The sequence below is a fragment of the Glaciihabitans sp. INWT7 genome (assembly GCF_014217685.1).
Classification (GTDB): domain Bacteria; phylum Actinomycetota; class Actinomycetes; order Actinomycetales; family Microbacteriaceae; genus Lacisediminihabitans.
This window is the reverse complement of the sequence record NZ_CP043653.1, coordinates 2,908,779-2,931,178: the sequence shown is the minus strand read 5'-3', so window position 1 is coordinate 2,931,178 and position 22,400 is coordinate 2,908,779. Positions and strand designations below refer to the sequence as shown.

Below are 22,400 nucleotides of genomic sequence, written 5' to 3'. Positions count from 1 at the left end.
CGGGTTCTATGCCTCGCCTCTTCGGCACCGACGGCGTTCGGGGTCTCGCGAACGATGTCATCACGGTAGAGCTTGCTGTCGGGCTTGCCCAGGCCGCCTCCGTTGTGCTCGGCAAAGGACGCTTCGCCGACGGTCGTCGAGCCTCCGGGCGACGGCCGGTGGGCGTCGTCGCGCGCGATCCCCGGGTCTCCGGTGAGTTCATCGCGGCGGCCGTCATGGCCGGTTTCGCCAGTTCCGGCGTCGATGTTCTCGACGCCGGAATCATTCCCACCCCGGCTGCGGCCTTCCTCATCTCGGATATCAAGGCCGATTTCGGGGTCGTGATCTCGGCATCCCACAACGCGGCTCCCGACAACGGGATCAAGTTCTTCGCGGTGGGCGGCACGAAATTGCCCGATGAAGTGGAAGACCGCATCGAAGCCGCCTTGGCGGAGAAGAAGCTCGCTCCGACCGGGGTCGAGGTCGGACGCATCCGTCGTTTCGCGGATGCCGAAGATCGCTACGTGCTCCATCTGCTCTCGACGCTCCCTCACTGGCTCGAGGGCATCCATGTGGTGCTCGACTGCGCCAATGGCGCCGCCGCCGGGATCTCCCCGGAGGTCTTCACTGACGCGGGCGCCACCGTCACGGTGATCGGTTCCGATCCCGATGGATACAACATCAACGAGGGAGTCGGCTCCACCCACCTCGACAATCTCGCCCGCGCGGTGCTCGAACACGGCGCCGATGTGGGCATCGCCCACGACGGGGATGCGGATCGGTGCCTCGCCGTCGATCACCTCGGCCAGATCGTGGATGGCGACCAGATCATGGCGATCCTCGCGGTCTCCATGAAGGAACGCGGCCTGCTCGCGGAAGACACTCTCGTCGCTACGGTGATGTCTAACCTCGGCCTCAAGGTCGCGATGGCCGAGCACGGCATCACCCTGTTGCAGACCTCCGTCGGCGACCGCTACGTGCTCGAGACTCTCACCGAGAAGAAGTTGAGCCTCGGGGGTGAACAGTCCGGGCATGTGATCATGAGCCAGTTTGCGACAACCGGCGACGGCATCCTCACCGGACTCCACCTGCTCGCCGAGATGGCACGCACCGGCAAGTCGCTGGCGGAGCTCGCCGCGGTGATGACGGTGTATCCGCAGGTCATGATCAACGTGCGCGGGGTCGATCACCACAGTCTCGCGACGAACACGGTGATCGCGGATGCGATTCGCGCTGCCGAGGAGCGCCTCGGCGAGACCGGGCGGGTGCTGCTGCGCAAGTCCGGTACCGAACCGATGGTGCGGGTGATGGTAGAGGCGGAAGACCAGGCGACAGCCCAGGCGATCACCGAGTCGCTGGCTGAGGTCGTGCGGGAACAGCTCGCTCACTGACCGTTGCCGGACGCTCGTCCGTCAATAAGAGCTCCGGACTGGGCCGAAACCGACAGCTGGTGACGGATCGTCCTGGCACGCCGCCCGGATCGTCGCGCACGCCGCCGGATCGTCGCCGCACGCCGCCCGGATGGTGCGCCCGTGGGCCCTGTTGGGCCCGACTGTCGTCGCGGGCAATGGTCGCCCGTCGGCTGGTCGTCGCGCGCGATGGTCGCCCGTCGACCGTTCGTCGCGCGCGATGGTCGTCTGTCGTCTGGTTGTCGCACTCAGCCGTCAAATAGTGCTCTTTCGCCCGTCGGAGACGACGACTCGTGACAGTTCGCCGCGCGTGGGGGTGGCTGGTAACAGTCGCGGCGCTGGGAGCAATCCGCCCGGCGGTCAGTAAGTGCTCGCACGCGCCCCGTCGAGGACAGCCAGTGACGGTTCCACCGTTGCCGGCCGCGCCGGAACCGACCCGGCGGCGATGGCTGCGCTAGATCTTCCTCAGGAGAACACTGTTCACGGCGTGATCCGCGCCCTTGCGCAACACGAGGTCCGCCCGTGAGCGCGTGGGAAGCACATTCTGCACGAGGTTCGGCTCATTGATGCGCTTCCAGATATCGGCGGCGCGAGCCACCGCCTCCTCCTGGCTCAAGCTCGCGAAGCGATGGAAGTAGGACTTGGGGTTGGTGAACGCGCCCTGCTGGAGCTTCAGGAATCGTTCCTCATACCAGCGGGCGATGTCGGAGGTGCGGGCATCCACGTAGACGGTGAAGTCGAACAGGTCACTGATCGCCAGGCCATGACCGGACGACGGCGGCTGCAGCACGTTCAGGCCCTCGACGATGAGGATGTCCGGCCGCCGCACCACGATCTCGGCGTCGTGGATGATGTCGTAGCTGAGGTGCGAATAGAACGGGGCACGTACCTCCTCCGCACCGCTCTTCACCTTGGTGACGAAGCGGAGCAGCGCGCGGCGATCGTAGGACTCGGGGAATCCCTTGCGCTCCATCAGGCCGCGTCGCTCGAGTTCCGCATTGGGAAGCAGGAACCCGTCGGTGGTCACGAGCTCGACGCGGGGGGTGTCCTCCCAGCGCGAGAGGAGCTCTCGAAGCAGCCGGGCGCTGGTCGACTTGCCGACCGCGACGGATCCGGCGACGCCGATGACGAAGGGAGTCGCGGGTGAATCGCGCCCGAGAAACCGACTGGTATCGCGGTGGAGGTGGCGAGCGCCCACCGCGTAGAGGCTGATGAGCTTGCTGAGGGGGAGGTAGACATCCGTCACCTCGCTCAGGTCGAGGCGGTCGCCCAGGCCGCGAAGACCGACGATCTCTGTCGGCGAGAGCGGGAGCTCGGTCGTCGGCGCGAGTGCCGCCCAGTCGGCACGCTCGATCTCGACGAAGGGGGTGGAGTGGGCGGAGGTCGAGTGGGCCGCGGCGGGATGGGCCTTGTCGGACATAGGAATTCAGGCTACCGGAGACCCGGGGCGCCGACGACCCGGCGGATATGCGTCGGCGGGTACCGTAAAATCGGGTTCCATGTGTGGAATCGTGGGCTACGTTGGCAGCAACCAGAGCATCGAAGTACTGCTGGGGGGTCTTCGTCGGCTCGAATACCGCGGCTATGACTCGGCGGGGATCGCCGTGATCGACCCCGAGGGCGTTCTGCACACGCGCAAACGCGCGGGCAAGCTGCAGGTGCTCATCGACGATCTGGATGGCCGCGAAATGGCGAACGGCGCGACCGGAATCGGGCACACACGGTGGGCCACCCACGGCGGCCCCAACGACCAGAACGCGCACCCGCACCTCGGGGATGACGGCAGACTCGCGCTCATCCACAACGGAATCATCGAGAACTTCGCCGAGCTGAAGGCGGAGCTTCTCGCCTCCCACCCCGACACCGTCTTCACCAGCGAGACCGACACCGAGGTCGCGGCGCTGCTCGTCGGAATCGAGTACCAAACCACCGGTGATCTCGCCGTCGCGCTTCGCAATGTCGTCGATCGGCTGCACGGAGCGTTCACGCTGCTCGTGCTACACAAGGACCAGCCCGGAGTCGTCGTCGGAGCGCGACGTAACTCTCCCCTGGTGATCGGACTCGGCGAGGGCGAGAACTTCCTCGGGTCGGATGTCGCGGCCTTCGTGGAGCACACCCGTCGCGCGATGGCCATCGGCCAAGACCAGCTCGTCACCATCACGGCAGACAGCGTCACCGTCACCGACTTCCTCGGCAATCCGGTCGAGACCGAAGAGTTCGAGATCGCCTGGGATGCCTCGGCAGCCGAGAAGGGTGGATGGTCGAGCTTCATGGCCAAGGAGATCAGCGAGGAGCCGGAGGCGATCGCCAAGACACTGCTCGGTCGTATCGCCGACGGAGCGGTGCGCCTGCACGAGCTCGACAGTCTGGGCGACGATGCCCTGCGGGAAATCGACCGCATCGTGATCCTCGGCTGCGGCACCGCCAACTACTCCGGGATGCTCGGCAAGTATGCGATCGAGAAGTGGGCACGTATCCCCGTGGATGTCGAACTCTCGCACGAGTTCCGCTACCGCGATCCGGTGATCGATGCCCGCACCCTCGTCGTGTCGATCAGCCAGTCGGGTGAGACCATGGACACCCTGATGGCCGTGAAGTATGCGGTTGCGGCCGGCGCGAAGACGCTCTCGATCTGCAACACCCAGGGCGCCACCATCGCCCGTGAATCCGACGCCGTGATCTACACGCACGCCGGACCGGAGGTGGCCGTGGCATCCACGAAGGCCTTCGTCGCCCAGGTCGCCGCGCTGTACCTCTTCGGACTGCACGTCGCCCGCGTGCGCCAGACGCTCTCTGCGGTGGAGATCGCGGGCCTGCTCGACGAGCTCCAGGCGTTGCCCGACCAGCTCGCGACGGTGCTCGAGCAGCACGACTCGATCACCCAGCTCGCGGGCTGGATGACGGACACCCGTTCCGTGCTCTTCCTCGGCCGTCACGCGGGATACCCCGTGGCTCTCGAGGGCGCGCTGAAGCTCAAGGAGCTCGCCTACATCCACGCGGAGGGTTTCGCGGCCGGTGAGCTCAAGCATGGCCCGATCGCGCTCATCGAGCCCGGCCAGCCCGTCTTCGTCATCGTGCCGAGCCCGCGCGCGAAGGATTCCCTACATCCCAAGGTCGTGTCGAACATCCAGGAGATCCGCGCCCGCGGTGCCCGCATCCTCGCGATCGCCGAAGAAGGGGATGTCTCGGTGCTTCCCTACGCCGACACCGTGATCCGCATCCCGCTCGCCTCCACGCTCTTCGAGCCACTGCTGGCCGTTGCGCCACTGCAGATCTTTGCGATGGAGCTCGCCGCGGCCAAGGGGCTCGACGTGGACCAGCCCCGCAACCTGGCCAAGTCGGTCACAGTCGAATAGCACAGTCGAATAACGCGGTCGGGTAACGCCCTGGAGGTATCGGAATGATCATCGGCATCGGTGTGGATGTCGTCGATCTCGCCCGTTTCGAGCGTGCCACCACCCGAACGCCGGGGGTACTCACTCGCTTGTTCGCCGAGAGCGAACAGTGGGAGGGGGATACCAAGAGGTCGCTCAACTCCATGGCCGCGCGGTTCGCGGCGAAGGAAGCCGTCATCAAGGCGATCGGCGACTCTACCGGGGTGCGCTGGCACGACATGGCCGTCGTCTCGGATGGCCTTCGCAACCCCTCGATCGAGGTCTACAACTCTCTCGCGCAGATCGTCGCGGCGCGGGGGATCTCCGCCATCCACCTGTCGATGAGCCACGATGCCGGGGTCGCGATCGCCTACGTGATCGCCGAGGGTTCGGGCGTGGCATGAACCGGCCGCTTCGCGAGGCGCGTGTCGATCTCGATGCGGTGGGTCACAACATCCGCGTGCTGCGGCGCAGCATCGGCGATGCTCGGCTCATGACGGTCGTCAAGTCCCGCGCCTACGGTCACGGTGCCGTGGCCGTCGCTCGCGCGGCCATCGCCGACGGCACGGACTGGCTCGGCGTCGTTGACATCCAGGAGGCGCTCGAGTTGCGCCGGGCGGGCATCGGCGCGCCGATCCTCGCCTGGTTGCACGGACCGGAGGCCGGTTTCGACGAGGCCATCGCCGCAGACATCGACCTCGGTGTGCACTACCTCGAACAGCTCGACCGGGTGGCGGATGCCGCGGGCACGGCCTCCGTGCAGCTCAAGGTGGACACCGGCCTCGGTCGGAATGGCGCCGTGGAGTCCGACTGGCGCGAGTTCTTCGAGGCGGCTGCCGAGCACGAGCGCGCCGGGCGGCTGAGGGTGCGCGGCCTCTGGAGCCATCTCGCCAATGCCGGCGAGGGGGAGGATCTCGCCCAGGTCGCCGCCTTCGAGCGGGCGATCGCCGATGCGCTGTCGGCGGGGCTCACTCCCGAGCTGCGCCATCTCGCCGCGACCGCCGGAGCGCTGAGGCTGCCGTCCGCGCGATTCGGCCTCGTCCGGGTGGGGATCGGTACCTACGGCCTTTCACCCTTCGACGATGCGAGTTCTGCCGATCTCGGGTTGCGTCCGGCGCTCGAACTGAGCGCGGCCGTCGTCTCTGTGAAGCGCGCGCCGGCGGGCAGTGGCGTGTCCTACGGCTTCGACTACCGCACGCCAGCCGAGACGAGCCTTGCGCTTGTGCCCCTCGGGTATGGCGACGGCATCCCTCGCCACGCATCGGGGCGCGGTCCGGTGTCCATCAACGGTCGCCAGTACCGGGTCGCCGGCCGCATCGCAATGGACCAGTTCGTGGTGGACGTGGGTGACGACGAGGTGGCGGTGGGCGACCGCGCGGTGCTGTTCGGGGATCCCGCGACCGGGGTGCCGTCCGTAGACGACTGGGCGCGAGCCGCCGACACGATCAACTATGAGATTGTCACCCGCCTCGGCGGCCGGATCGAGTGGACCTATGCAGCTGGAGATTGATACCCCCGAACACATGGCCGAGCTCGGGGCCCGGCTCGCGCTCGAGCTGACCGCCGGCGACCTGGTCGCGCTCAATGGTGAACTGGGGGCGGGGAAGACCACCTTCACCCGCGGTCTCGGCGAACAGCTCGGTGTGAGGGGATCGGTGACCAGTCCCACCTTCGTGCTCGCTCGCACACACCGGCGACTCGTCGAGGGCCCCCCACTCGTGCACGTGGATGCCTACCGTCTCGGTAGCGCTGCCGAGCTCGATGACCTCGACATCGACTGGTCGGCGTCGATCGTGGTGGTCGAGTGGGCGGCGGGGATGCTGGACGGAGTCACCGAGCACTGGATCGAGATCGACATTCGCCGGCCGACGGGCGCGGGTGCCGACCTCGCGGATGGGGACGAACCGGTGGAGCCGCGGATCGTCACCATCACCGGCCACGGCGCACGCTGGCGCGACCTTAGGCTGGACTGATGCTGCTCGCCATCGACACCTCCGCCGGCACGAGTGTCGCCGTGGTCGACCGGGACCGGGGCATCCTCTCGGAAGTGAACGAGTCCGATACCCGGCGCCATGCCGAGGTGATCGGCGAAGCGATACTCTTTGCGATCGAGCGGTCCGGCATAGCGATCAACCAGCTCTCCGGGGTCACCGCGGGCATGGGCCCTGGTCCGTTCACCGGCCTGCGCGTCGGGATCGCGGCGGCTCAGGCCTTCGCCTTCGGGGCCTCCCGTCCGCTCGTGCGCGTGGTGAGCCATGATGCCGTCGCCTGGGGTCACTTCGCGGCGGGCAACACGGCACCGCTGCTCGTCGTCACGGACGCCCGCCGACGCGAGGTCTACTTCTCCGCCTACTCTGGCGCCGATTCGGTCGGCCTTCCGGTGCGCGCGCAGGCACCGGGACTGTGCCGTCCGGATGAGCTGCCCGCGGCGGTCGAGGGTTATGGGAGCTACGAACGGGTCGATGCCGCCGAGGTGTCCGCGGCATCCGCTGGTCTGCTCGCCGAGGGCTTGTTCCTGCACCAGCGTGCCTTCGCCGGTGCCGAGGCGCTCTATCTGCGGGCACCGGATGCCACGATCTCTGCCGGTCCAAAGCGGGTGAGCTGAGTGAGCTGGCAACTGCGTGTCGCGACGACGGAAGACCTCGCCCGCATCATGGAGCTCGAGACCGGCACCTTCGGCTCGGATGCGTGGTCGAGCGACGCGATGCTCAGCGATCTGCGCAATCCGCAGTGTTATTACCTCGTGGCCGACCGGGTGGGCTTCCCGGGGGAGCTCGACGGCTATGCCGGATTGTTCGCCCCCCGCGGTGCCCTCGAGGGGGACATCCAGACGATTGCCGTTGCACAGACCGCCCGCCGGGGAGGGCTCGGTCGAGCCCTGATGAATGCGCTGATCGGTGAGGCCCGAAAGCGCGGCGCGAAAGAAGTGTTCCTCGAGGTGCGTGCAGACAACCCGGGGCCGAAACGGCTCTACGACAGTCTCGGATTCGAGGAGATCGCGGTGCGGGTGGGCTATTACCAGCCGGACGGTGTGGATGCGATCGTGATGCGGCTCGACGTGCCAGACCCCGTCACCCGGCCGGCGGTGGGCCAATGAGCGCGCGCCCGCTCGTCCTGGGCATCGAGACGAGCTGCGATGAGACCGGCATAGGCATCGTCCGCGGCACGACTCTGCTCGCCAACGTGATCGCCTCCTCCATGGACGAGCACGCCCGCTACGGGGGAGTCGTTCCCGAGATCGCCGCCCGGGCCCACCTCGAGGCACTCACGCCGGCCCTGACAGCGGCGCTCGCCGAGTCCGGAGTGACGCTCGCCGAGCTCGACGCCATCGCCGTCACCAGTGGGCCGGGTCTCTCCGGTGCCCTCATGGTGGGAGTCGGGGCGGCAAAGGCGCTCGCCGTCGCCCTCGATAAACCGCTCTACGCCATCAATCACCTCGTCGGGCATGTGGGTGCCGACGTTCTGAGAGACGACGGCACCGACATCGAGCTTCCGACCATCGCACTGCTGGTCTCGGGCGGTCACACCTCCCTGTTGCACGTGCGCGACCTGATCTCCGACGTCGAACTGCTCGGCGAGACCATCGACGACGCCGCCGGCGAGGCATTCGACAAGGTGGCTCGTCTGCTCGGGCTGCCCTATCCCGGCGGTCCGCAGATCGACCGGGTCGCGGTGGGCGGTGACCCGAAGGCGATCCGCTTTCCCCGCGGGCTCAGCCAACCCAAGGACATGGCGAAGCACCGCTACGACTTCTCCTTCTCGGGGCTCAAGACCGCCGTCGCGCGTTGGGTGGAGCAGAAGCGTGACGCGGGCGAAGAGGTGCCGGTGGCGGATGTCGCGGCGAGCTTCCGAGAGGCGGTCACCGATGTACTACTGACCAAGGCTGTCGCGGCGTGCCAGGACCTCGGAGTAGCGCGGTTGCTGCTCGGCGGCGGAGTCGTCGCCAACGCCAGAGTTCGAGAGGTCGCAGCGGAGCGCTGTGCGGCGGCCGGAATCGAGCTGCGGATCCCCCCGCTTGCCCTCTGCACCGACAACGGAGCGATGATCGCGGCTATCGCGGCGAGGCTGATCGAAGCCGGCCACGGGCCCTCAGCCCTGTCCTTCGGGGCCGACTCCACCCTGCCGGTCACGGTCATCCAGGCCTGACTCGAGCAGAGGGTTCACCGCCGGCCTGTTTGACATGCCACCACGGCGATGAAATGCTGTGAATCGCCTGACACTGACAACGTTCTCAAAGGAGCAACCATGACTGACCCCGACAACGGCGCCGTGCCGCCGGTACCGCCGCCAGCCTCGCCCGTGACTCCGCCCGTCGCGCCTCCCGTGATGCCGCCGGCTCCTCCGGCCGGCGACGGCTATACGAGCGCCCCTCCCGCCTATGCCGCGAGCGGTGTCGTGGCCCCTAAGAAGACCCTGAGCCTCATCGGAATGATCGCCGGAATCGTCGGTCTCCTCGGTTTCTGGGTCGTCTTCATCCCGATCGTCGGATCGGTACTGCAGCTCTTCATCCCCGGCGCCGCGCTCGTGCTCGGAATCCTCGGTCGCAAGCGCGAAGGTGTGCCGGCCAAGGGATTCTGGATGACCGCGATCATCACCGGAATCGTGGGTCTGGTCATTGCGATCATCGCCCTGATCGGTTGGATCGCCCTCTTCGCCATCGGCGGAGCCAACGGCGCGTTCGACTCGAACAACTACTAGACGCTCCGCTTTCGACAGTCAGGGTCCGTCTCCTTCGGGAGGCGGACCCTTCGTCGTGTTCATCCCCGTGCCGTGTGCCGACGCCTCAGGAACGGAAGGTGACTCGCTCGCAGAGAAGAGCGGTATGCCGACCCGCCACCCGGGTGAGCACCAGTGTCGCGGACTGCGGGCCGTGCAGCGACAGCTTGCGACGGAATGCCGCGGGATCGACATCCACCCCTCGCTTCTTGATCTCGAGCGAACCGATCCCTCGTGCCGCTAGTTCCTTCTTCAGTCGACGTTCGTCGAGCGGGAAGGTCTCGACCACGCGGAAGCACGCCGCAAAAGGCGTCTCGATCGCGGTGTCGCAGGTGAGGTAGGCGATGCCGTCGCTCAGCATGGTCGCACCGATGCGCCGGCCGAGATCGCCGATCAGCCGGGAGCGGATGACCGCGCCATCCGGCTCGTACAGGTAGCTGCCGAGTGTGCCGGTCTCGACATCGATGCTGTCGCCGGTGGAGGCGAGCTCTGCGGTGCCGTGCTCGCCGATCACGAGGGCGGAGCGCCGGATGCCCGGGCGTGCGAGGCTGCCGAACCAGAGCCCGAGTTCGACCACGTCGCGATCGACGGACACCCACTGCGCTTCAGCTTCCGGGGGGATGAGGTCGCGGTCGATGCCGGGTCCGAGTTTGATCCCGGTGGGGAGATGGTCGGCGATACCGAAGGCGAAATCGAGGGTCGGCGAATAGTCGGCGGGGTCCGAGAGGCGCGAGGTGTTCTGGTGGCCGGCGGTGCGTCGGGCGGGGTCGAGGTAGACCCCGTCGAAGCCCTCGAGATCGAAGCCGGTGACGTCGGCGTGCACGACCGTGGCATTCGGCCAGAGCGCGAGGTTGTACGCGGCGATCGCCGCGGTCACCTCGTCGAGTTCGACGGCGGTCACCTCGAGATCCAGCGAGGCGAGCGCGAGCGCGTCGCCCCCGATCCCGCTGCCCAGGTCGGCGACGCGCTGGAGACCTGCGGCCTGGAACCGCCCGGCATGCAGGGCGGCTACCCGCAGGCGGGTCGACTGCTCTAGCCCGGCCTCGGTGAAGAGCATCCGCCCGGCGAAGGGCCCGAACTTGGCCGCCGCCTTTGCGCGCAGTTTCGACTGGCTGAGCACCGCTGCCACGAGGCCGGCAGAGTGGCCGGCCCGACGGAGGTCGTTCACCGTCTTCAGCAGATCCGAGTTGGACTGCCATTCGGGCAGCGAATCCAGCAGTCTCAGGCCGTCGCTGGAAAGCAGTTCGACGAGCTCTGAGGAATCCATCGACCCACCGTACCAAGCCACCGATTGGCACTCACCTTGCAGGAGTGCTAACGCGCGGCTAAGCTACATCTGGCACTCTCCTCGGGAGGGTGCTAACCCTCCAGATTTCGAAGTACTTCAAGAAAGAGGTCAACCGTGGCAGTCTCCATCAAGCCGCTCGAAGATCGCATTGTCATCAAGCAGGTCGAAGCCGAGCAGACCACTGCATCCGGTCTCGTCATCCCGGACACCGCGAAGGAGAAGCCCCAGGAGGGCGAGGTCGTCGCTGTGGGACCGGGTCGCATCGACGACAACGGCAACCGCATCCCCCTCGACATCGCCGTCGGCGACAAGGTCATCTACTCCAAGTACGGTGGGACCGAGGTCAAGTACGGCGGGGAAGACCTGCTCGTGCTTTCGGCTCGCGACGTGCTCGCGGTCGTCACCCACTAAGACCACTTCTTCACGAAGGGGCCCATTCCGATCACCTCGGAATGGGCCCCTTCTCTTTTGTGCCGTAACATCCCCATGATGTCCAGCTCGCGAACCCCCGAACAGTCCACGGAGCGATCGGGTGTGGTGATGGCCGTCGCGGCCTACGCGCTCTGGGGCATCCTGCCGCTCTACTTCCTGTTGCTCCAACCCTCGGGCGCCTTCGAGATCGTTGGGCTTCGCATCCTGTTCTCCCTGGTGTTCTGCGCGATGATCATCACCGTCACGCGCAAATGGCCCGCGCTCGTCGCGATCCTGCGCCAGCCGCGCATCGTCTTCACCATGGGTCTCGCCGCGGTCTTCATCTTCGTCAACTGGCAGGTCTACGTCTTCGCGACGCTCGATGGCAAGGTGATCGAGGCATCCCTCGGCTACTTCATCAATCCCATCGTCACAGTTCTGCTCGGGGTGCTCTTCCTGCGGGAGAGATTGCGGATTGCGCAGTGGATCGCCGTCGGCACGAGCCTCGTCGCGGTCGTCGTGCTCGCATTCAACTACGGGACGTTGCCGTGGATCTCGCTTGTGCTCGCCTTCTCCTTCGGGCTGTACGGGCTCATCAAGAAGCGAGTGGGCCCAGCGGTGGATGCCGTGAGCGGGCTCACGCTCGAGACGGCCTGGCTCGCACCGGTCGCGATCGTGCAGCTTGCCGTCGTCGGCACCAGTGCCGGCCTCACCTTCGGCACGGTGAGCCTCGCCCACACGCTTCTCCTCGTGAGTGCGGGTGTCGTGACCGCGGTTCCCCTTCTGCTCTTCGCCGCCGCCGCGCGACGACTGCCCCTCGTCTACCTCGGGCTCACCCAGTACCTCGCGCCGGTGCTCCAGTTCGTGGTGGGTGCTTTCGTGCTGGGGGAGGACATGCCGCCCGCGCGCTGGATTGGATTCGCCCTCGTCTGGGTTGCGCTCACGATCCTCACCGTCGACATCTTCGTCTCGGCGCCGCGGGCACGTCGCGCCTCGCTGCCGGCCCAGTGACCGAACTGTAGGGTTCGACATACCCGATCTACCCGAAGGACCATCATGTCGCGCTCCCGAACGCTTCTCGCTGCCGTCTCTGGAGTGGTGTTCTGCCTTGCGCTCGTGTCCTGCTCTGTCGCAACCCCCACGCCACTTCCGTCGGCACCGTCGGCCACATCGACGGCTACGCCATCGGGCGACGGGGTACTGCGCATCGGCACTCTCTTCCCCAGCACCGGCACCCAGTCCTATCTCGGCGGCGCACAGGCCGCGGGTGTCGCGGTGGCCGTCAAGGAGATCAACGATGCCGGTGGCGTGCTCGGCAAACCCGTCGAAGTGCTCGCCCGGGACTCCGGCGATGTCTCCACCGCGACCATCGAGGCGTCGATCGCCGACCTCGTGACCGCGAAGGCCGACGTGCTCGTCGGGCCGTCGTCATCGGTGCTGGCCGAGAGGGTCATCCCGAAGCTCGTCGCGGCGAAGCTGCCGATGATCTCTCCCGCCGCCACCGCCATGCGTCTCAGTTCTGTGGCATCCGGCGGCTATTTCTTTCGCACGATCGGCTCTTCAGCCCTGGAAGGGGACGCCCTCGCGAAGACCATCGGTGGCGGAAGGGCCCGCATCGCGATCGTCTACTTCGATGACGACATGGGTCGGGCGGTTCTCGGCACGATGCGGGCGGCACTTGCGGCATCCGGAGGCGTGGTGGCTGTGCAGAAGATCGATGCGACCACGAAGGACCTTGCGCCCATCATCGCCGCGGTGAAGAGCTCGAAACCAGACGACGTCGTCTTCGTGAGCCCGTTCAGCGCAATGGCGCAGAACACGGCAATGATCACTCAGCTGACGGCGGCGGGATTCGGCGGAGCGAAACTCTGGCTCACCGGACAGAACACCGCGGACTACTCCCAGGCCCTGCCGGTCGGCACGCTGGCGGGCGTGAACGGCATCCTCGAGGGGGCGCAGCCGACTCCCGCCTTCGTCGCGCGTGTCGCGGCTCTCGCACCGGCGGTCACCGACCTGCAGTATGCCGAGGAAGCCTATGACGCCACGATTCTCGCCGCCCTCGCGGCGACGGTGGCGAAGGATGCGAGCGGCTCAGCGATCGCGTCCAACCTGCGAGAGGTGTCGGGCGGAGGAATCGAGTGCACTACTTTCAGCGAGTGTGTCGGCGTGCTGAAGACATCCGCCGACATCGACTACGACGGAATCTCGGGCGCCACCACATTCGACGCCAACGGCGACACGAGTCCCGTGCACTTCGGGCTCTACCGCTACGACCCCGCCGGACGCTTCGCGCGCGTCGGCGACATTCTGGCCGGCTGACGCCGCTGGTGGCAGAAGACGGCGTGGCTCGCGCCGAAAACGGAGCTTTTCGACCGGAGAACGATCTCAACGTAACGGAAAGTAACGATTCGGCCGTGTTACGTGGCTGTAACACGCACGTATTGTTTCGAGACCTCCGGGGCAATACCTTCGATAGCAGTGCAGTACCCCGTATTGTCACGTCCTCATCACAACTCAACGCAAGGAGCATCATGAGCGTTTTCGCGAAGGCTAAGGCCTCCCGCTCACGGGCCCTCAAGTCCACCATCAGCGGTATTGCGATCCTCGGTGTCAGCGCGCTTCTTCTCAGCGCCTGTGCATCCACGGGCAGCACCACCACTGACGGCAAGGACCTGAGCCTCAAAATCGGCAGCATTCTTCCGCAGACCGGAACCCTCGCGGTTCTCGGCCCGCCCGAGATCGCCGGCGTCGACCTCGCCGTGCAGGACATCAACGCCGCCAAGGCGGGGCTCAAGATCTCTGTCACCCACAAGGACTCGGGCGACACCACCACCGACATCGCGACCCAGTCGGCGACGGCGCTCCTGGCCGATGGCGTCTCGGTCATCATCGGAGCAGCCTCCTCCGGCGTCTCCAAGACCTTCATCGACCAGGTCACGCAGGCCGGTGTCGTGCAGATCTCCGGTGCGAACACCTCGCCGGACTTCACCAACTACGCGGATGACGGCTACTACTGGCGCACCGCCCCGTCCGACGTTCTCCAGGGCCGCATCCTCGGCAACAAGATCCTGAAGGACGGCGCGACTAAGGTCGCCATCCTGTACATGAACGACGCGTACGGCACGGGCCTCGAGTCCAACGTCAAGAAGGCCCTCACCGCCGGTGGCGCAACCATCGCCGGTGAAGAGATCTTCGAGCCGGCATCCACCGACTTCAACAGTGCGATCACCTCGCTGCTGGCGACCAGCCCCGACGCCCTCGTCGTGATCTCGTTCGACGAGATCAAGACGATCGCGGAGCAGCTCGCGGCGAAGGGCTTCGACTTCAAGAAGTTCTACGGCACGGACGGCAACTACGGCGTCATCGGCGAGAAGGACACCAACGTCGACATCGCCGGCGCGCAGTTCACCAACCCGGGTGTCGAGGCGACCAAGAAGTTCCAGGCCGACCTTCAAACTCTCGTCAAGAAGCAGGGCGGTTCAGAACTGAACGTCTTCAGCTACGCGGCCGAGTCTTACGACGCCGTGGTTGTCGCTGCTCTCGCCGCGCTCCAGGGTGGCGCGACCGATGGTGCGACCATCAAGGCGAACCTGCAGTCGGTCTCCGAGAAGGGCACCAAGTGCACGTCGTACGCCGACTGCGCCAAGCTGATCGCAGACAAGAAGGACATCAACTACGACGGTCTGTCCGGTCCGATCACGTTCGACAAGAACGGCGACCCGACCGAGGCCTATGTCTCCATCTACAAGTACGCGACGGGTAACACCAACGCGTTCGAGCAGCAGGTCTACGGCAAGCTGTAACCGCCGCTAGTGCAAGAAGGGGTCCGACCGCGAGGTCGGGCCCCTTTTGCGCGTCTGCGGTGGGGTCCAGCGGCTACGTGTCCGCGACACCTGGAGGACCGGCGCCATCGAGTCGGGAGTGGATGCGATTTGTGCGCCTCGTAACTCGCAACAGATCCCGGCCCGCACAGCTCGGGCCGTGCGGCGCGGCACAGGGAGAGCCGCCAGAGCGTGCTGGAGGGCGCTGCAGCGCACAGAAAAGCGCGGGCGGACCGAGTCCACCCGCGCTCGTTCCGCTGGCTTAGCTGGCGGCTTTCGACTTCTCCTGGTCGGCCGCAAGGGTTCCGAGGTAGAGCTCGATGACCTTCGGGTCCTTCATGAGGTCGCGGCCGGTGCCGGTGTAGGCATCCGTCCCCTGGTCGAGCACGTAGCCGCGATCGCAGATCTGCAGGGCGCGCCGCGCGTTCTGCTCCACGATCATGATCGAGACACCGGCACGGTTGATGGCGGCCACGTTGATGAAGGTCTCGTCTTGCCGCACCGGGGAGAGCCCCGCACTCGGCTCGTCGAGAAGCAGGACGCTCGGTTCCATCATGAGAGCGCGGGACATCGCCACCATCTGGCGCTCCCCACCGGAGAGCGATCCGGCCCGCTGCTTGAGTCGCTTACCGAGCTCGGGGAACAGACTCGTGACGAAGTCCAGCCTCGGCTTGTACATCTTGGGCTCCTGGTAGATGCCCATCTGCAGATTCTCTTCGATGGTGAGGCTGGGAAAGACGTTGTTGTTCTGCGGCACCATGCCGACGCCTTTGGAGACGAGTTTGTCGGCCTTCAGACCGGTGATGTTGTCGCCCTTGAGCATGACGCTTCCGCTGCGGATGTTCACCTGGCCGAAGATCGCCTTCAGCAGCGTCGACTTCCCGGCGCCGTTCGGGCCGATGATGCCCACGAGCTCGCCCTTTCCGACATGCACGTTGCAGCCGTTCAGGATGTTGACACCGGGCAGGTAGCCGGCAACCAGATCCGTGGTCTCGAGTACGATCTCGCTCATTTGTCGTCCGCCTTCGCGTCGGGGGCGCCTGCGCTCGGCGTGACTGTGTCGGTCGTGGAGTGTTCCGCAGCGAGGTCGGTCTCGATCTCGTCCTTCACGAGATCCGAGTCCATTCCCTCGGCGATCTCCATCTGCCCTGTCAGGGTCCCGAGGTCGGTCTCGTGGTGCGCCCCGAGGTAGGCGTCGATCACGGCCTGGTCGTTCATCACCACACCCGGAGGGCCCTCTGCGACGATGCGGCCCTCGGCCATCACCACGACCCAGTCCGCGATCTCGTTGACCATGTGCATGTCGTGCTCGACGAACAGCACGGTCATACCCTCGGCCTTCAGATCCTGGATGTGGTGGAGCAGAGACTGCGTCAGCGCCGGGTTCACCCCGGCCATCGGCTCGTCGAGCATGACCATCTCCGGCTCGCTCATGAGCGCACGGGCCATCTCGAGGAGCTTGCGCTGGCCGCCGGAGAGGCTTGCCGCGTAGTCCTCGGACTTGGTGTCGAGCTTGAACTTCGCCAGCAGCGACATCGCGCGCTCGGTGATGGCATCCTCGCGCTTGCGCCAGAACGGACGGACCAGAGCAACGAAGAGGTTCTCGCCCCCCTGCTCCTTCGCGCCGAGCAGCATGTTCTCGAGCACCGTGAGCCGACCGAGCGCCTTGGTCAGTTGGAAGGTGCGCACCATCCCGAGGCGAGAGACGCGGAATGCGGGCATCCGGGCGAGGTTCTTGCCCCCGAAGTTCCAGGTGCCGGTGTTCGGTTTGTCGAATCCGGTGAGCAGGTTGAAGAAGGTGGTCTTGCCGGCACCGTTCGGACCGATGAGCGCGGTGATCGCACCCCGCGGGATCTCGAGGTGGTCCACCTCGACGGCCATGAGTCCGCCGAAGTGGCGGCTCACCTTGTCGGCGATGAGGATCGGGTCGATCTTGGCTACACCGGGCACCGCGGGGCCGGCAACGAGTTCTGCGGTGGGAGTTCGATTAGACACTGAACTGTGCATCCTTCTTCTTGCCGAAAATTCCCTGTGGTCGGAAGATCACCAGGATCATGAGGGCGACGCCGACGATGACGAATCGGATCGGCCCCTGCTGGATCGAGGAGATCGGGATGACATGAGCATTCACCCCGAGGCTGAGCAGCCCATCTGAGAGAGACAGCGTCACCCAGAAGATGATCGACCCGATGATGGGCCCGAACACCGTCGCCGCTCCTCCGAGCAAGAGGATCGTGTAGAGGAAGAAGGTGAGCTGCGTGCCGTAGTTGTCGGGCTGCAGCGACCGCGGCAAAATGAAGAGAGCACCGGCGAGTCCGCCGAACACGCCACCGAGCACGAGGGCCTGCATCTTGTAGGAGTACACGTTCTTACCGAGGCTGCGCACGGCATCCTCGTCCTCACGGATTCCGCGGATCACGCGGCCCCAGGGGCTGCGGATGAGCAGGAACACCAGGAGAGCGGCGAGAGCGACGAGCGCCCAGCCGACTATTCGCACCCACCATTGGTCGGACGAGTAGGTGAGCACCCCGAAGCCGAATCTGCCCTCGGGCAACGGGTTGGTGGCGTTGAAGGTGATCGCCGACCCGTTGATGCCCTCGGAGCCACCGGTGACGCTCGAGAACTCCGGTGTTTTCACCGATAGTCGGATGATCTCCGCTGCGGCGATCGTCACGATACTCAGATAGTCCGCCCTGAGTCTCAGCGTGGGGATCCCGAGGATGAGGGCGAAGATCGTGGCCGCGACGATCGTGGCGAGCACAGAGCCGTAGAGCGGCCAGTGCCACTTCACCGAGGTGATGGCGAAGGCGTACCCGCCGATGGCCATGAAGCCGGCCTGGCCGAAGTTGAGCAGCCCGGTGAAGCCGAAGTGCACGGCCAGCCCGATCGTCGCCAGCGCATAGGCCGCGGTGGTCGGCGAGAACAGTTCGCCGAACGAGAGGGGGATGAAGTTGTAGTCCATGGTGTGTTTCGCTCCCTTAACCGATGCGGTCTCGTCGACCGAGGATGCCCTGTGGGCGGAAGAGGAGGATGAGGATCATGACCACCAGGGCGGCCACGTACTTCAGGTTCTCCGGAAGCCAGACTGTCGACACGTTGATGAAGACGCCGATCACGATGGAGCCGATGAGGGCTCCGAATGCGGTACCGAGGCCACCGAGGGTGACGGCGGCGAAGATCAGGAGCAAGATCGAGGCCCCCGTGTCCCAGCGCAGCGACTGGTAGTACCCGACGAAGACGCCGGAGAGGGCGGCGAGGGCCGCTCCTCCGATCCACACGGTGCGGATGACGCCTTCGACGTCGATTCCGGATGCCGCGGCGAGCGAGCGGTTGTCGGCCACCGCGCGGGTCGCTTTGCCGATCTTGGTGCGCAGCAGCACGTAGGCCACGGCGAGCAGGAGCACGATCGCCACTACCGCGCCCGCGACATCCGTGAACTTGAGGCTGATCGCCCCGATCACCAGGAAGGGCTTGGTGGAGTTGGGGAGGGTGAGGCGGTCGGCTCCCCAGAAGAACACGAAGATGTAGCGGAGGGCCAGGGAGAGGCCGATCGTCACGATCATCAGGGGGATGAGGCCGAGGTTGCGCTTGCGCAACGGCGCCCACAGCCCGGCGTTCTGCACCCAGCCGAACGCGCCGCCGAGAACCACCGCGATGATGATCGCAATCCAGGCCGGCCAGTGCAGGATTCCGCTGAAGGTATAGGCCATGAGCGCACCGAAGGTGACGAGCTCTCCGTGGGCGAAGTTGTTGAGCCCCGTGGTGCCGTAGATCAGGGAGAGGCCGATCGCCGCGAGGGCGAGAAGCAGTCCGAAGATGAGCCCGGTGACGACCTTCGACCAGAAGACGCTCCAGAACTGGGCGCTGGACTCGTTGGAGATGCCGTCGCTGGGTCCCGGCGTCGGAGTGCTGCCGATGGCCGGGTTCGACGGGGAGACGAGGAAGTAGGCGGGAATCTCGATGCCCTGGGCGAAGACATCCACTTTTCTCGGGTTGAGATTGGGGTATCCCGCGCCTGCCGGCAACGACTTCTCGTCGACGGTGACGGTGTAGGTGCCGGACTTGGCGAAGCCGACGAGCACCTTGCCGTCAGGGCCCGTGACGACGGTTTCGTCGAATCCACTCTTTCCGGTGACGTTGACGCTGACGTTCGGAACGCCGGTCTTGTCCGAGTCGAGCCGCACCCAGATCTGCATCGACTGTTTCGCGGTCGCGGGGTCGACCGGAGTGGTCGTGGCCGCATTCGCCGCGGTCAGTAACGCCGGGCTGGCCGAGAACGCGAAGACGGCGAGCAGCACCGCTGCGATGCCGATCAGCCAGCGTGTTCGCTGTGGGCGGGCACTGGGTACGAGTGTCACGAATCCTCCAAGACGAGCGCCAGCCGGAACAAAGGGGTTCCCGGGCCGTTCTGGCGTACGTCGTCGTTGACGTTACTGGCGGATTGTGTCCCCCATGTTTCGTCAGGGACACAATCTGTGGTTGGCCCATTATGGCCGTGGAATAGCCGCGAGGTCTAACCGGTTAACATTGCTTACCGGAATCCATCGTCGTACCCCGGCAATTTTCACCACCAACTCGCGCGAAAAATGAGGACTTCATGGATCAGCCGGATCCCTTCGGTTTCATCGGACTCACCTACGACGACGTGATGCTGCTTCCGGGCCATACCGACGTCATCCCGAGTGAAGCGGACACCACTGCCCGACTGAGTCGCCGCATCACCGTCGCCGCTCCGCTGCTCTCCTCCGCAATGGACACCGTGACGGAATCACGCATGGCCATCGCCATAGCGCGCCAGGGGGGCTTCGGTGTGCTGCACCGGAATCTCTCCCTCGCCGACCAGGCCGAGCAGGTCGATCGGGTGAAGCGCAGCGAATCCGGGATGATCACGAACCCGGTGACGACCACCCCCGACGCGACCGTCGCGGAGGTGGATGCCCTGTGTGGCCAGTTCCGGGTCTCCGGCCTTCCGGTCGTCGAAGGCGACGGCACGCTCGTCGGCATCATCACCAACCGCGACATGCGCTTCGTCTCGCCGTTCGAGAAGGCGACGACCTTCGTGCGTGACGTGATGACCCGCACCCCCCTGATCACCGCGCCAGAAGGAATCGACCCGGATGACGCGGTCGCCATCTTCGCGCAGCACAAAATCGAGAAGCTGCCTCTCATCGACGCATCCGGCCGCCTGCGCGGTCTGATCACGGTGAAGGATTTCGACAAGTCGGAGAAGTATCCGCAGGCCACGAAAGACGAGAACGGTCGCTTGCGCGTCGGCGCGGCCATCGGTTTCTTCGGTGACGCCTGGCAGCGCGCGATGCTGCTCATCGACGCCGGGGTCGACGCCCTGGTGGTCGACACAGCGAACGGGGACAGCGCGGGGGTGATCGACATCATCCGTCGGCTGAAGAGCGACCCGGTCGCCCGTCACGTGGACATCATCGGCGGCAACGTGGCGACCCGTGGCGGCGCTCAGGCGCTCGTGGATGCCGGTGCGGACGCCATCAAGGTGGGCGTCGGTCCCGGCTCGATCTGCACCACTCGTGTGGTGGCCGGCGTCGGGGTACCGCAGGTGACCGCGGTCTACGAGGCGTCCCTCGCGGCGCGTGAGACGGGCATCCCGGTGATCGCCGACGGCGGGCTGCAGTATTCGGGTGACATCGCCAAGGCCCTCGTCGCCGGAGCCGACACCGTGATGCTCGGGTCGCTGCTCGCCGGCTGTGACGAGAGCCCGGGCGACCTGGTCTTCGTGAACGGCAAGCAGTACAAGAAGTACCGCGGCATGGGATCCCTGGGCGCGCTGCAGAGCCGCGGAGAGAAGACCTCCTACTCGAAGGATCGCTACTTCCAGGCCGACGTGCCCTCCGACGACAAGCTCATCCCGGAGGGGATCGAGGGCCAGGTGCCCTATCGTGGCCCGCTGTCGGCCGTGGCCTACCAGCTGCTCGGAGGCCTGCGCCAGTCGATGTTCTACACCGGCGCTCGCACCATCCCGGAGCTGAAGGCCAAGGGTAAGTTCGTGCGGATCACCGCGGCGGGGCTGAAAGAGTCGCACCCTCACGACATCCAGATGACGGTGGAAGCGCCGAACTACTCGCGCTGACGCGGGGCGCGCGCGGTCGCGGGCCCGAACTCGGTCGCGACGGAACCCGTGGCGGGGGATACGCCCCTTCCCGGAGTCGTGCCGGCCTCGTGGACGGATTCGTGTCGCCGTCCGTGTCGTCTTATCCCCTCCTCGACAGGCGGTGGATGTTCGCGAAGTCTCCCAGAACTTCGCTGGCGTGGCGCGCGCGATTCCGGTTCACGGCAGTTTCTGCACATGGACTACGACGCTCTCGGCCGCAACGGACTGATTCTCTTCACCCAACTTCGGGACGTGCTCGGCGATTCGAGAGCTCTTCGCCGCGACGCCGAGCGTGGGATACTCGTGAAACTCCGCCGTGGAGCGTTCGTCACCCGGACAGTCTGGGACGCTGCTGACACACGGGAACGACACCTTCTCCGAGCGCGGGCTGCCCTGGCGGCCGTGCAACGGCCCGCTGCCTTGGCCGGTGTCTCTGCCGCAGCCGTCTGGGGGATGCCCATCGATGAGGCCTGGCCGACAGAGGTCACGATCCTCGATGAATGGAGAGGCGGCGGCCGCTCAGAGCCGGGAGTGCGCAAGACCGCAAGCGGATTCCGGACGGCATCCATCCAGGTGGTGGACGGAATCCCGGTGACATCGATCGAGCGGACCGCAATCGATGTCGCTCGCACTCACAGCTTTACCAAAGCGATCGGTTCTTTGGACTGGGTGCTGTGGAGGAAGCGATCCGGGGCACTCGAGAAGGCCGCGCTCGTCGAGGAACTGGATCGGCTCCATCCGCGATTCGGAATTCGTCACCTGCAGCGGTGCATCGGATTCTCGACCAGCCTGTCGGACTCTTTCGGGGAGTCGACGGCGCGTTCCGTCATCCATCTGCTGGGATTCGACGCTCCTGAGTTGCAGGTCGAATTCGTCGACGCCCAAGGAAGGATCGAGCCCGACTTCTTCTGGCGCTCGGTTCGCAGGGCTGCGGAGTTCGACGGTAAGTCCAAGTACACCAGGGACGAATTCACCAGGGGCGACCCCGGAGATGTCGTCTGGAGGGAGAAGAAGCGGGAGGACAGGTTGCGCGCACTGGAGGTCGGGGTGACCCGCATCCTCACGGAACATGTGGAAGCTCCTGTGCGACTCGAGCGGATGCTGCTGCAGGCCGGTGTCCCTCGCGGCGGGGCTATGACGTCGTGGAGGGATGTGTGACTCCGTCCGCGAGGGCGTTGAGAGTCCGGGAGCGCGCGGGTCTCCCGCCGCGACGGATGCCGGAGACCGACGGTCGCCATCATCACCCACCAACCCGCACTGCCGAGGGCTACCCCAGCCGCG

21 protein-coding genes are annotated in these 22,400 nt (G+C 66.0%); 15 read left to right on the top strand and 6 right to left on the bottom strand.

What is annotated here, in order from left to right; genetic code table 11:
* Nucleotides 1–8 precede the first annotated feature (8 nt).
* Nucleotides 9–1,370 (top strand): phosphoglucosamine mutase, encoded by a 1,362-nt coding sequence (glmM, locus tag F1C58_RS14105; protein WP_185201691.1) that lies wholly within the window; start codon nucleotides 9–11, stop codon nucleotides 1,368–1,370.
* Between the two features lie 472 nt (nucleotides 1,371–1,842).
* Here glmM and coaA read toward each other — a convergent pair whose 3' ends face one another.
* Nucleotides 1,843–2,808, bottom strand: coding sequence for a type I pantothenate kinase (coaA, locus tag F1C58_RS14100; protein ID WP_185201690.1), 966 nt, complete (start codon nucleotides 2,806–2,808; stop codon nucleotides 1,843–1,845).
* A 79-nt stretch (nucleotides 2,809–2,887) separates the two neighbouring features.
* Between coaA and glmS the strand changes: the two genes are divergently transcribed.
* The 8 genes from glmS to F1C58_RS14060 all read left to right on the top strand — a co-directional run bounded on the left by glmS (nucleotide 2,888) and on the right by F1C58_RS14060 (nucleotide 9,460).
* Nucleotides 2,888–4,744, top strand: a complete 1,857-nt coding sequence (glmS, locus tag F1C58_RS14095) for a glutamine--fructose-6-phosphate transaminase (isomerizing) (protein WP_185201689.1) — start codon at nucleotides 2,888–2,890, stop codon at nucleotides 4,742–4,744.
* Between the two features lie 44 nt (nucleotides 4,745–4,788).
* Nucleotides 4,789–5,166: a holo-ACP synthase gene (locus F1C58_RS14090; RefSeq protein ID WP_185201688.1), complete on the top strand. Its 378-nt coding sequence runs from the start codon at nucleotides 4,789–4,791 to the stop codon at nucleotides 5,164–5,166.
* The gene (alr, locus tag F1C58_RS14085) at nucleotides 5,163–6,272 is read left to right on the top strand and encodes an alanine racemase (RefSeq protein WP_185201687.1); all 1,110 of its coding nucleotides are present in this window, start codon (nucleotides 5,163–5,165) and stop codon (nucleotides 6,270–6,272) included. Before F1C58_RS14090 ends, alr begins: the two co-directional genes overlap by 4 nt.
* Complete coding sequence (gene tsaE, locus F1C58_RS14080) at nucleotides 6,256–6,735, top strand: tRNA (adenosine(37)-N6)-threonylcarbamoyltransferase complex ATPase subunit type 1 TsaE (protein ID WP_219731981.1); 480 nt, start codon at nucleotides 6,256–6,258, stop codon at nucleotides 6,733–6,735. Before alr ends, tsaE begins: the two co-directional genes overlap by 17 nt.
* Nucleotides 6,735–7,367, top strand: coding sequence for a tRNA (adenosine(37)-N6)-threonylcarbamoyltransferase complex dimerization subunit type 1 TsaB (gene tsaB, locus F1C58_RS14075; RefSeq protein WP_185201686.1), 633 nt, complete (start codon nucleotides 6,735–6,737; stop codon nucleotides 7,365–7,367). Before tsaE ends, tsaB begins: the two co-directional genes overlap by 1 nt.
* Nucleotides 7,368–7,859, top strand: a complete 492-nt coding sequence (rimI, locus tag F1C58_RS14070; RefSeq protein ID WP_255461132.1) for a ribosomal protein S18-alanine N-acetyltransferase — start codon at nucleotides 7,368–7,370, stop codon at nucleotides 7,857–7,859.
* The gene (gene tsaD, locus F1C58_RS14065) at nucleotides 7,856–8,908 is read left to right on the top strand and encodes a tRNA (adenosine(37)-N6)-threonylcarbamoyltransferase complex transferase subunit TsaD (protein WP_185201685.1); all 1,053 of its coding nucleotides are present in this window, start codon (nucleotides 7,856–7,858) and stop codon (nucleotides 8,906–8,908) included. Before rimI ends, tsaD begins: the two co-directional genes overlap by 4 nt.
* A gap of 99 nt (nucleotides 8,909–9,007) precedes the next feature.
* On the top strand, nucleotides 9,008–9,460 hold the full coding sequence (locus tag F1C58_RS14060; protein ID WP_185201684.1) for a hypothetical protein: 453 nt from the start codon (nucleotides 9,008–9,010) through the stop codon (nucleotides 9,458–9,460).
* Nucleotides 9,461–9,545: 85 nt separating this feature from the next.
* On the opposite strand, the gene F1C58_RS14055 is transcribed toward F1C58_RS14060, so the two are convergent.
* Nucleotides 9,546–10,745 carry a class I SAM-dependent methyltransferase gene (locus tag F1C58_RS14055; protein WP_185201683.1) on the bottom strand — a complete coding sequence of 400 codons (1,200 nt, stop codon included), beginning with the start codon at nucleotides 10,743–10,745 and terminating at the stop codon, nucleotides 9,546–9,548.
* A gap of 135 nt (nucleotides 10,746–10,880) precedes the next feature.
* Here F1C58_RS14055 and groES point away from each other — a divergent pair, with 135 nt between their 5' ends.
* The 4 genes from groES to F1C58_RS14035 all read left to right on the top strand — a co-directional run bounded on the left by groES (nucleotide 10,881) and on the right by F1C58_RS14035 (nucleotide 14,980).
* The gene (groES, locus tag F1C58_RS14050; RefSeq protein WP_185201682.1) at nucleotides 10,881–11,177 is read left to right on the top strand and encodes a co-chaperone GroES; all 297 of its coding nucleotides are present in this window, start codon (nucleotides 10,881–10,883) and stop codon (nucleotides 11,175–11,177) included.
* 75 nt (nucleotides 11,178–11,252) lie between these two features.
* Nucleotides 11,253–12,188, top strand: coding sequence for an EamA family transporter RarD (gene rarD, locus F1C58_RS14045; RefSeq protein WP_370543665.1), 936 nt, complete (start codon nucleotides 11,253–11,255; stop codon nucleotides 12,186–12,188).
* A 45-nt stretch (nucleotides 12,189–12,233) separates the two neighbouring features.
* Nucleotides 12,234–13,496 (top strand): ABC transporter substrate-binding protein, encoded by a 1,263-nt coding sequence (locus F1C58_RS14040; protein ID WP_185201680.1) that lies wholly within the window; start codon nucleotides 12,234–12,236, stop codon nucleotides 13,494–13,496.
* 212 nt (nucleotides 13,497–13,708) lie between these two features.
* Entirely contained in the window at nucleotides 13,709–14,980 is a 1,272-nt protein-coding gene (locus F1C58_RS14035; RefSeq protein ID WP_185201679.1) for an ABC transporter substrate-binding protein, read from the top strand.
* A 280-nt stretch (nucleotides 14,981–15,260) separates the two neighbouring features.
* Here F1C58_RS14035 and F1C58_RS14030 read toward each other — a convergent pair whose 3' ends face one another.
* Genes F1C58_RS14030 through F1C58_RS14015 form a run of 4 tightly spaced genes read right to left on the bottom strand, consistent with a single transcriptional unit; the run spans nucleotide 15,261 to nucleotide 19,356 of the window.
* The gene (locus F1C58_RS14030) at nucleotides 15,261–16,010 is read right to left on the bottom strand and encodes an ABC transporter ATP-binding protein (protein ID WP_185201678.1); all 750 of its coding nucleotides are present in this window, start codon (nucleotides 16,008–16,010) and stop codon (nucleotides 15,261–15,263) included.
* Nucleotides 16,007–17,005 carry an ABC transporter ATP-binding protein gene (locus tag F1C58_RS14025; RefSeq protein ID WP_185201677.1) on the bottom strand — a complete coding sequence of 333 codons (999 nt, stop codon included), beginning with the start codon at nucleotides 17,003–17,005 and terminating at the stop codon, nucleotides 16,007–16,009. The genes F1C58_RS14030 and F1C58_RS14025 overlap by 4 nt, the downstream gene beginning before the upstream one ends.
* Nucleotides 16,986–17,960, bottom strand: a complete 975-nt coding sequence (locus tag F1C58_RS14020) for a branched-chain amino acid ABC transporter permease (protein ID WP_185201676.1) — start codon at nucleotides 17,958–17,960, stop codon at nucleotides 16,986–16,988. Before F1C58_RS14020 ends, F1C58_RS14025 begins: the two co-directional genes overlap by 20 nt.
* 16 nt (nucleotides 17,961–17,976) lie before the next feature.
* The gene (locus tag F1C58_RS14015; protein ID WP_255461130.1) at nucleotides 17,977–19,356 is read right to left on the bottom strand and encodes a branched-chain amino acid ABC transporter permease; all 1,380 of its coding nucleotides are present in this window, start codon (nucleotides 19,354–19,356) and stop codon (nucleotides 17,977–17,979) included.
* 239 nt (nucleotides 19,357–19,595) lie between these two features.
* On the opposite strand from F1C58_RS14015, the gene guaB reads away from it, so the two are divergent.
* Entirely contained in the window at nucleotides 19,596–21,098 is a 1,503-nt protein-coding gene (gene guaB, locus F1C58_RS14010; protein WP_185201675.1) for an IMP dehydrogenase, read from the top strand.
* A 216-nt stretch (nucleotides 21,099–21,314) separates the two neighbouring features.
* Nucleotides 21,315–22,277: a hypothetical protein gene (locus F1C58_RS14005; RefSeq protein ID WP_185201674.1), complete on the top strand. Its 963-nt coding sequence runs from the start codon at nucleotides 21,315–21,317 to the stop codon at nucleotides 22,275–22,277.
* Nucleotides 22,278–22,400 lie beyond the last annotated feature (123 nt).

Bases quoted from the DNA above. Each gene is read 5' to 3' on its own strand.
- F1C58_RS14040 (WP_185201680.1), top strand. From the start codon at position 12,234: ATGTCGCGCTCCCGAACGCTTCTCGCTGCCGTCTCTGGAGTGGTGTTC.
- tsaD (WP_185201685.1), top strand. From the start codon at position 7,856: ATGAGCGCGCGCCCGCTCGTCCTGGGCATCGAGACGAGCTGCGATGAG.
- glmM (WP_185201691.1), top strand. From the start codon at position 9: ATGCCTCGCCTCTTCGGCACCGACGGCGTTCGGGGTCTCGCGAACGAT.
- F1C58_RS14055 (WP_185201683.1), bottom strand. From the start codon at position 10,745: ATGGATTCCTCAGAGCTCGTCGAACTGCTTTCCAGCGACGGCCTGAGA.
- F1C58_RS14030 (WP_185201678.1), bottom strand. From the start codon at position 16,010: ATGAGCGAGATCGTACTCGAGACCACGGATCTGGTTGCCGGCTACCTG.
- tsaE (WP_219731981.1), top strand. From the start codon at position 6,256: ATGCAGCTGGAGATTGATACCCCCGAACACATGGCCGAGCTCGGGGCC.
- alr (WP_185201687.1), top strand. From the start codon at position 5,163: ATGAACCGGCCGCTTCGCGAGGCGCGTGTCGATCTCGATGCGGTGGGT.
- F1C58_RS14090 (WP_185201688.1), top strand. From the start codon at position 4,789: ATGATCATCGGCATCGGTGTGGATGTCGTCGATCTCGCCCGTTTCGAG.
- F1C58_RS14020 (WP_185201676.1), bottom strand. From the start codon at position 17,960: ATGGACTACAACTTCATCCCCCTCTCGTTCGGCGAACTGTTCTCGCCG.
- coaA (WP_185201690.1), bottom strand. From the start codon at position 2,808: ATGTCCGACAAGGCCCATCCCGCCGCGGCCCACTCGACCTCCGCCCAC.
- F1C58_RS14025 (WP_185201677.1), bottom strand. From the start codon at position 17,005: ATGCACAGTTCAGTGTCTAATCGAACTCCCACCGCAGAACTCGTTGCC.
- F1C58_RS14060 (WP_185201684.1), top strand. From the start codon at position 9,008: ATGACTGACCCCGACAACGGCGCCGTGCCGCCGGTACCGCCGCCAGCC.
- rarD (WP_370543665.1), top strand. From the start codon at position 11,253: ATGATGTCCAGCTCGCGAACCCCCGAACAGTCCACGGAGCGATCGGGT.
- F1C58_RS14005 (WP_185201674.1), top strand. From the start codon at position 21,315: ATGGACTACGACGCTCTCGGCCGCAACGGACTGATTCTCTTCACCCAA.
- tsaB (WP_185201686.1), top strand. From the start codon at position 6,735: ATGCTGCTCGCCATCGACACCTCCGCCGGCACGAGTGTCGCCGTGGTC.
- guaB (WP_185201675.1), top strand. From the start codon at position 19,596: ATGGATCAGCCGGATCCCTTCGGTTTCATCGGACTCACCTACGACGAC.
- F1C58_RS14035 (WP_185201679.1), top strand. From the start codon at position 13,709: ATGAGCGTTTTCGCGAAGGCTAAGGCCTCCCGCTCACGGGCCCTCAAG.
- glmS (WP_185201689.1), top strand. From the start codon at position 2,888: ATGTGTGGAATCGTGGGCTACGTTGGCAGCAACCAGAGCATCGAAGTA.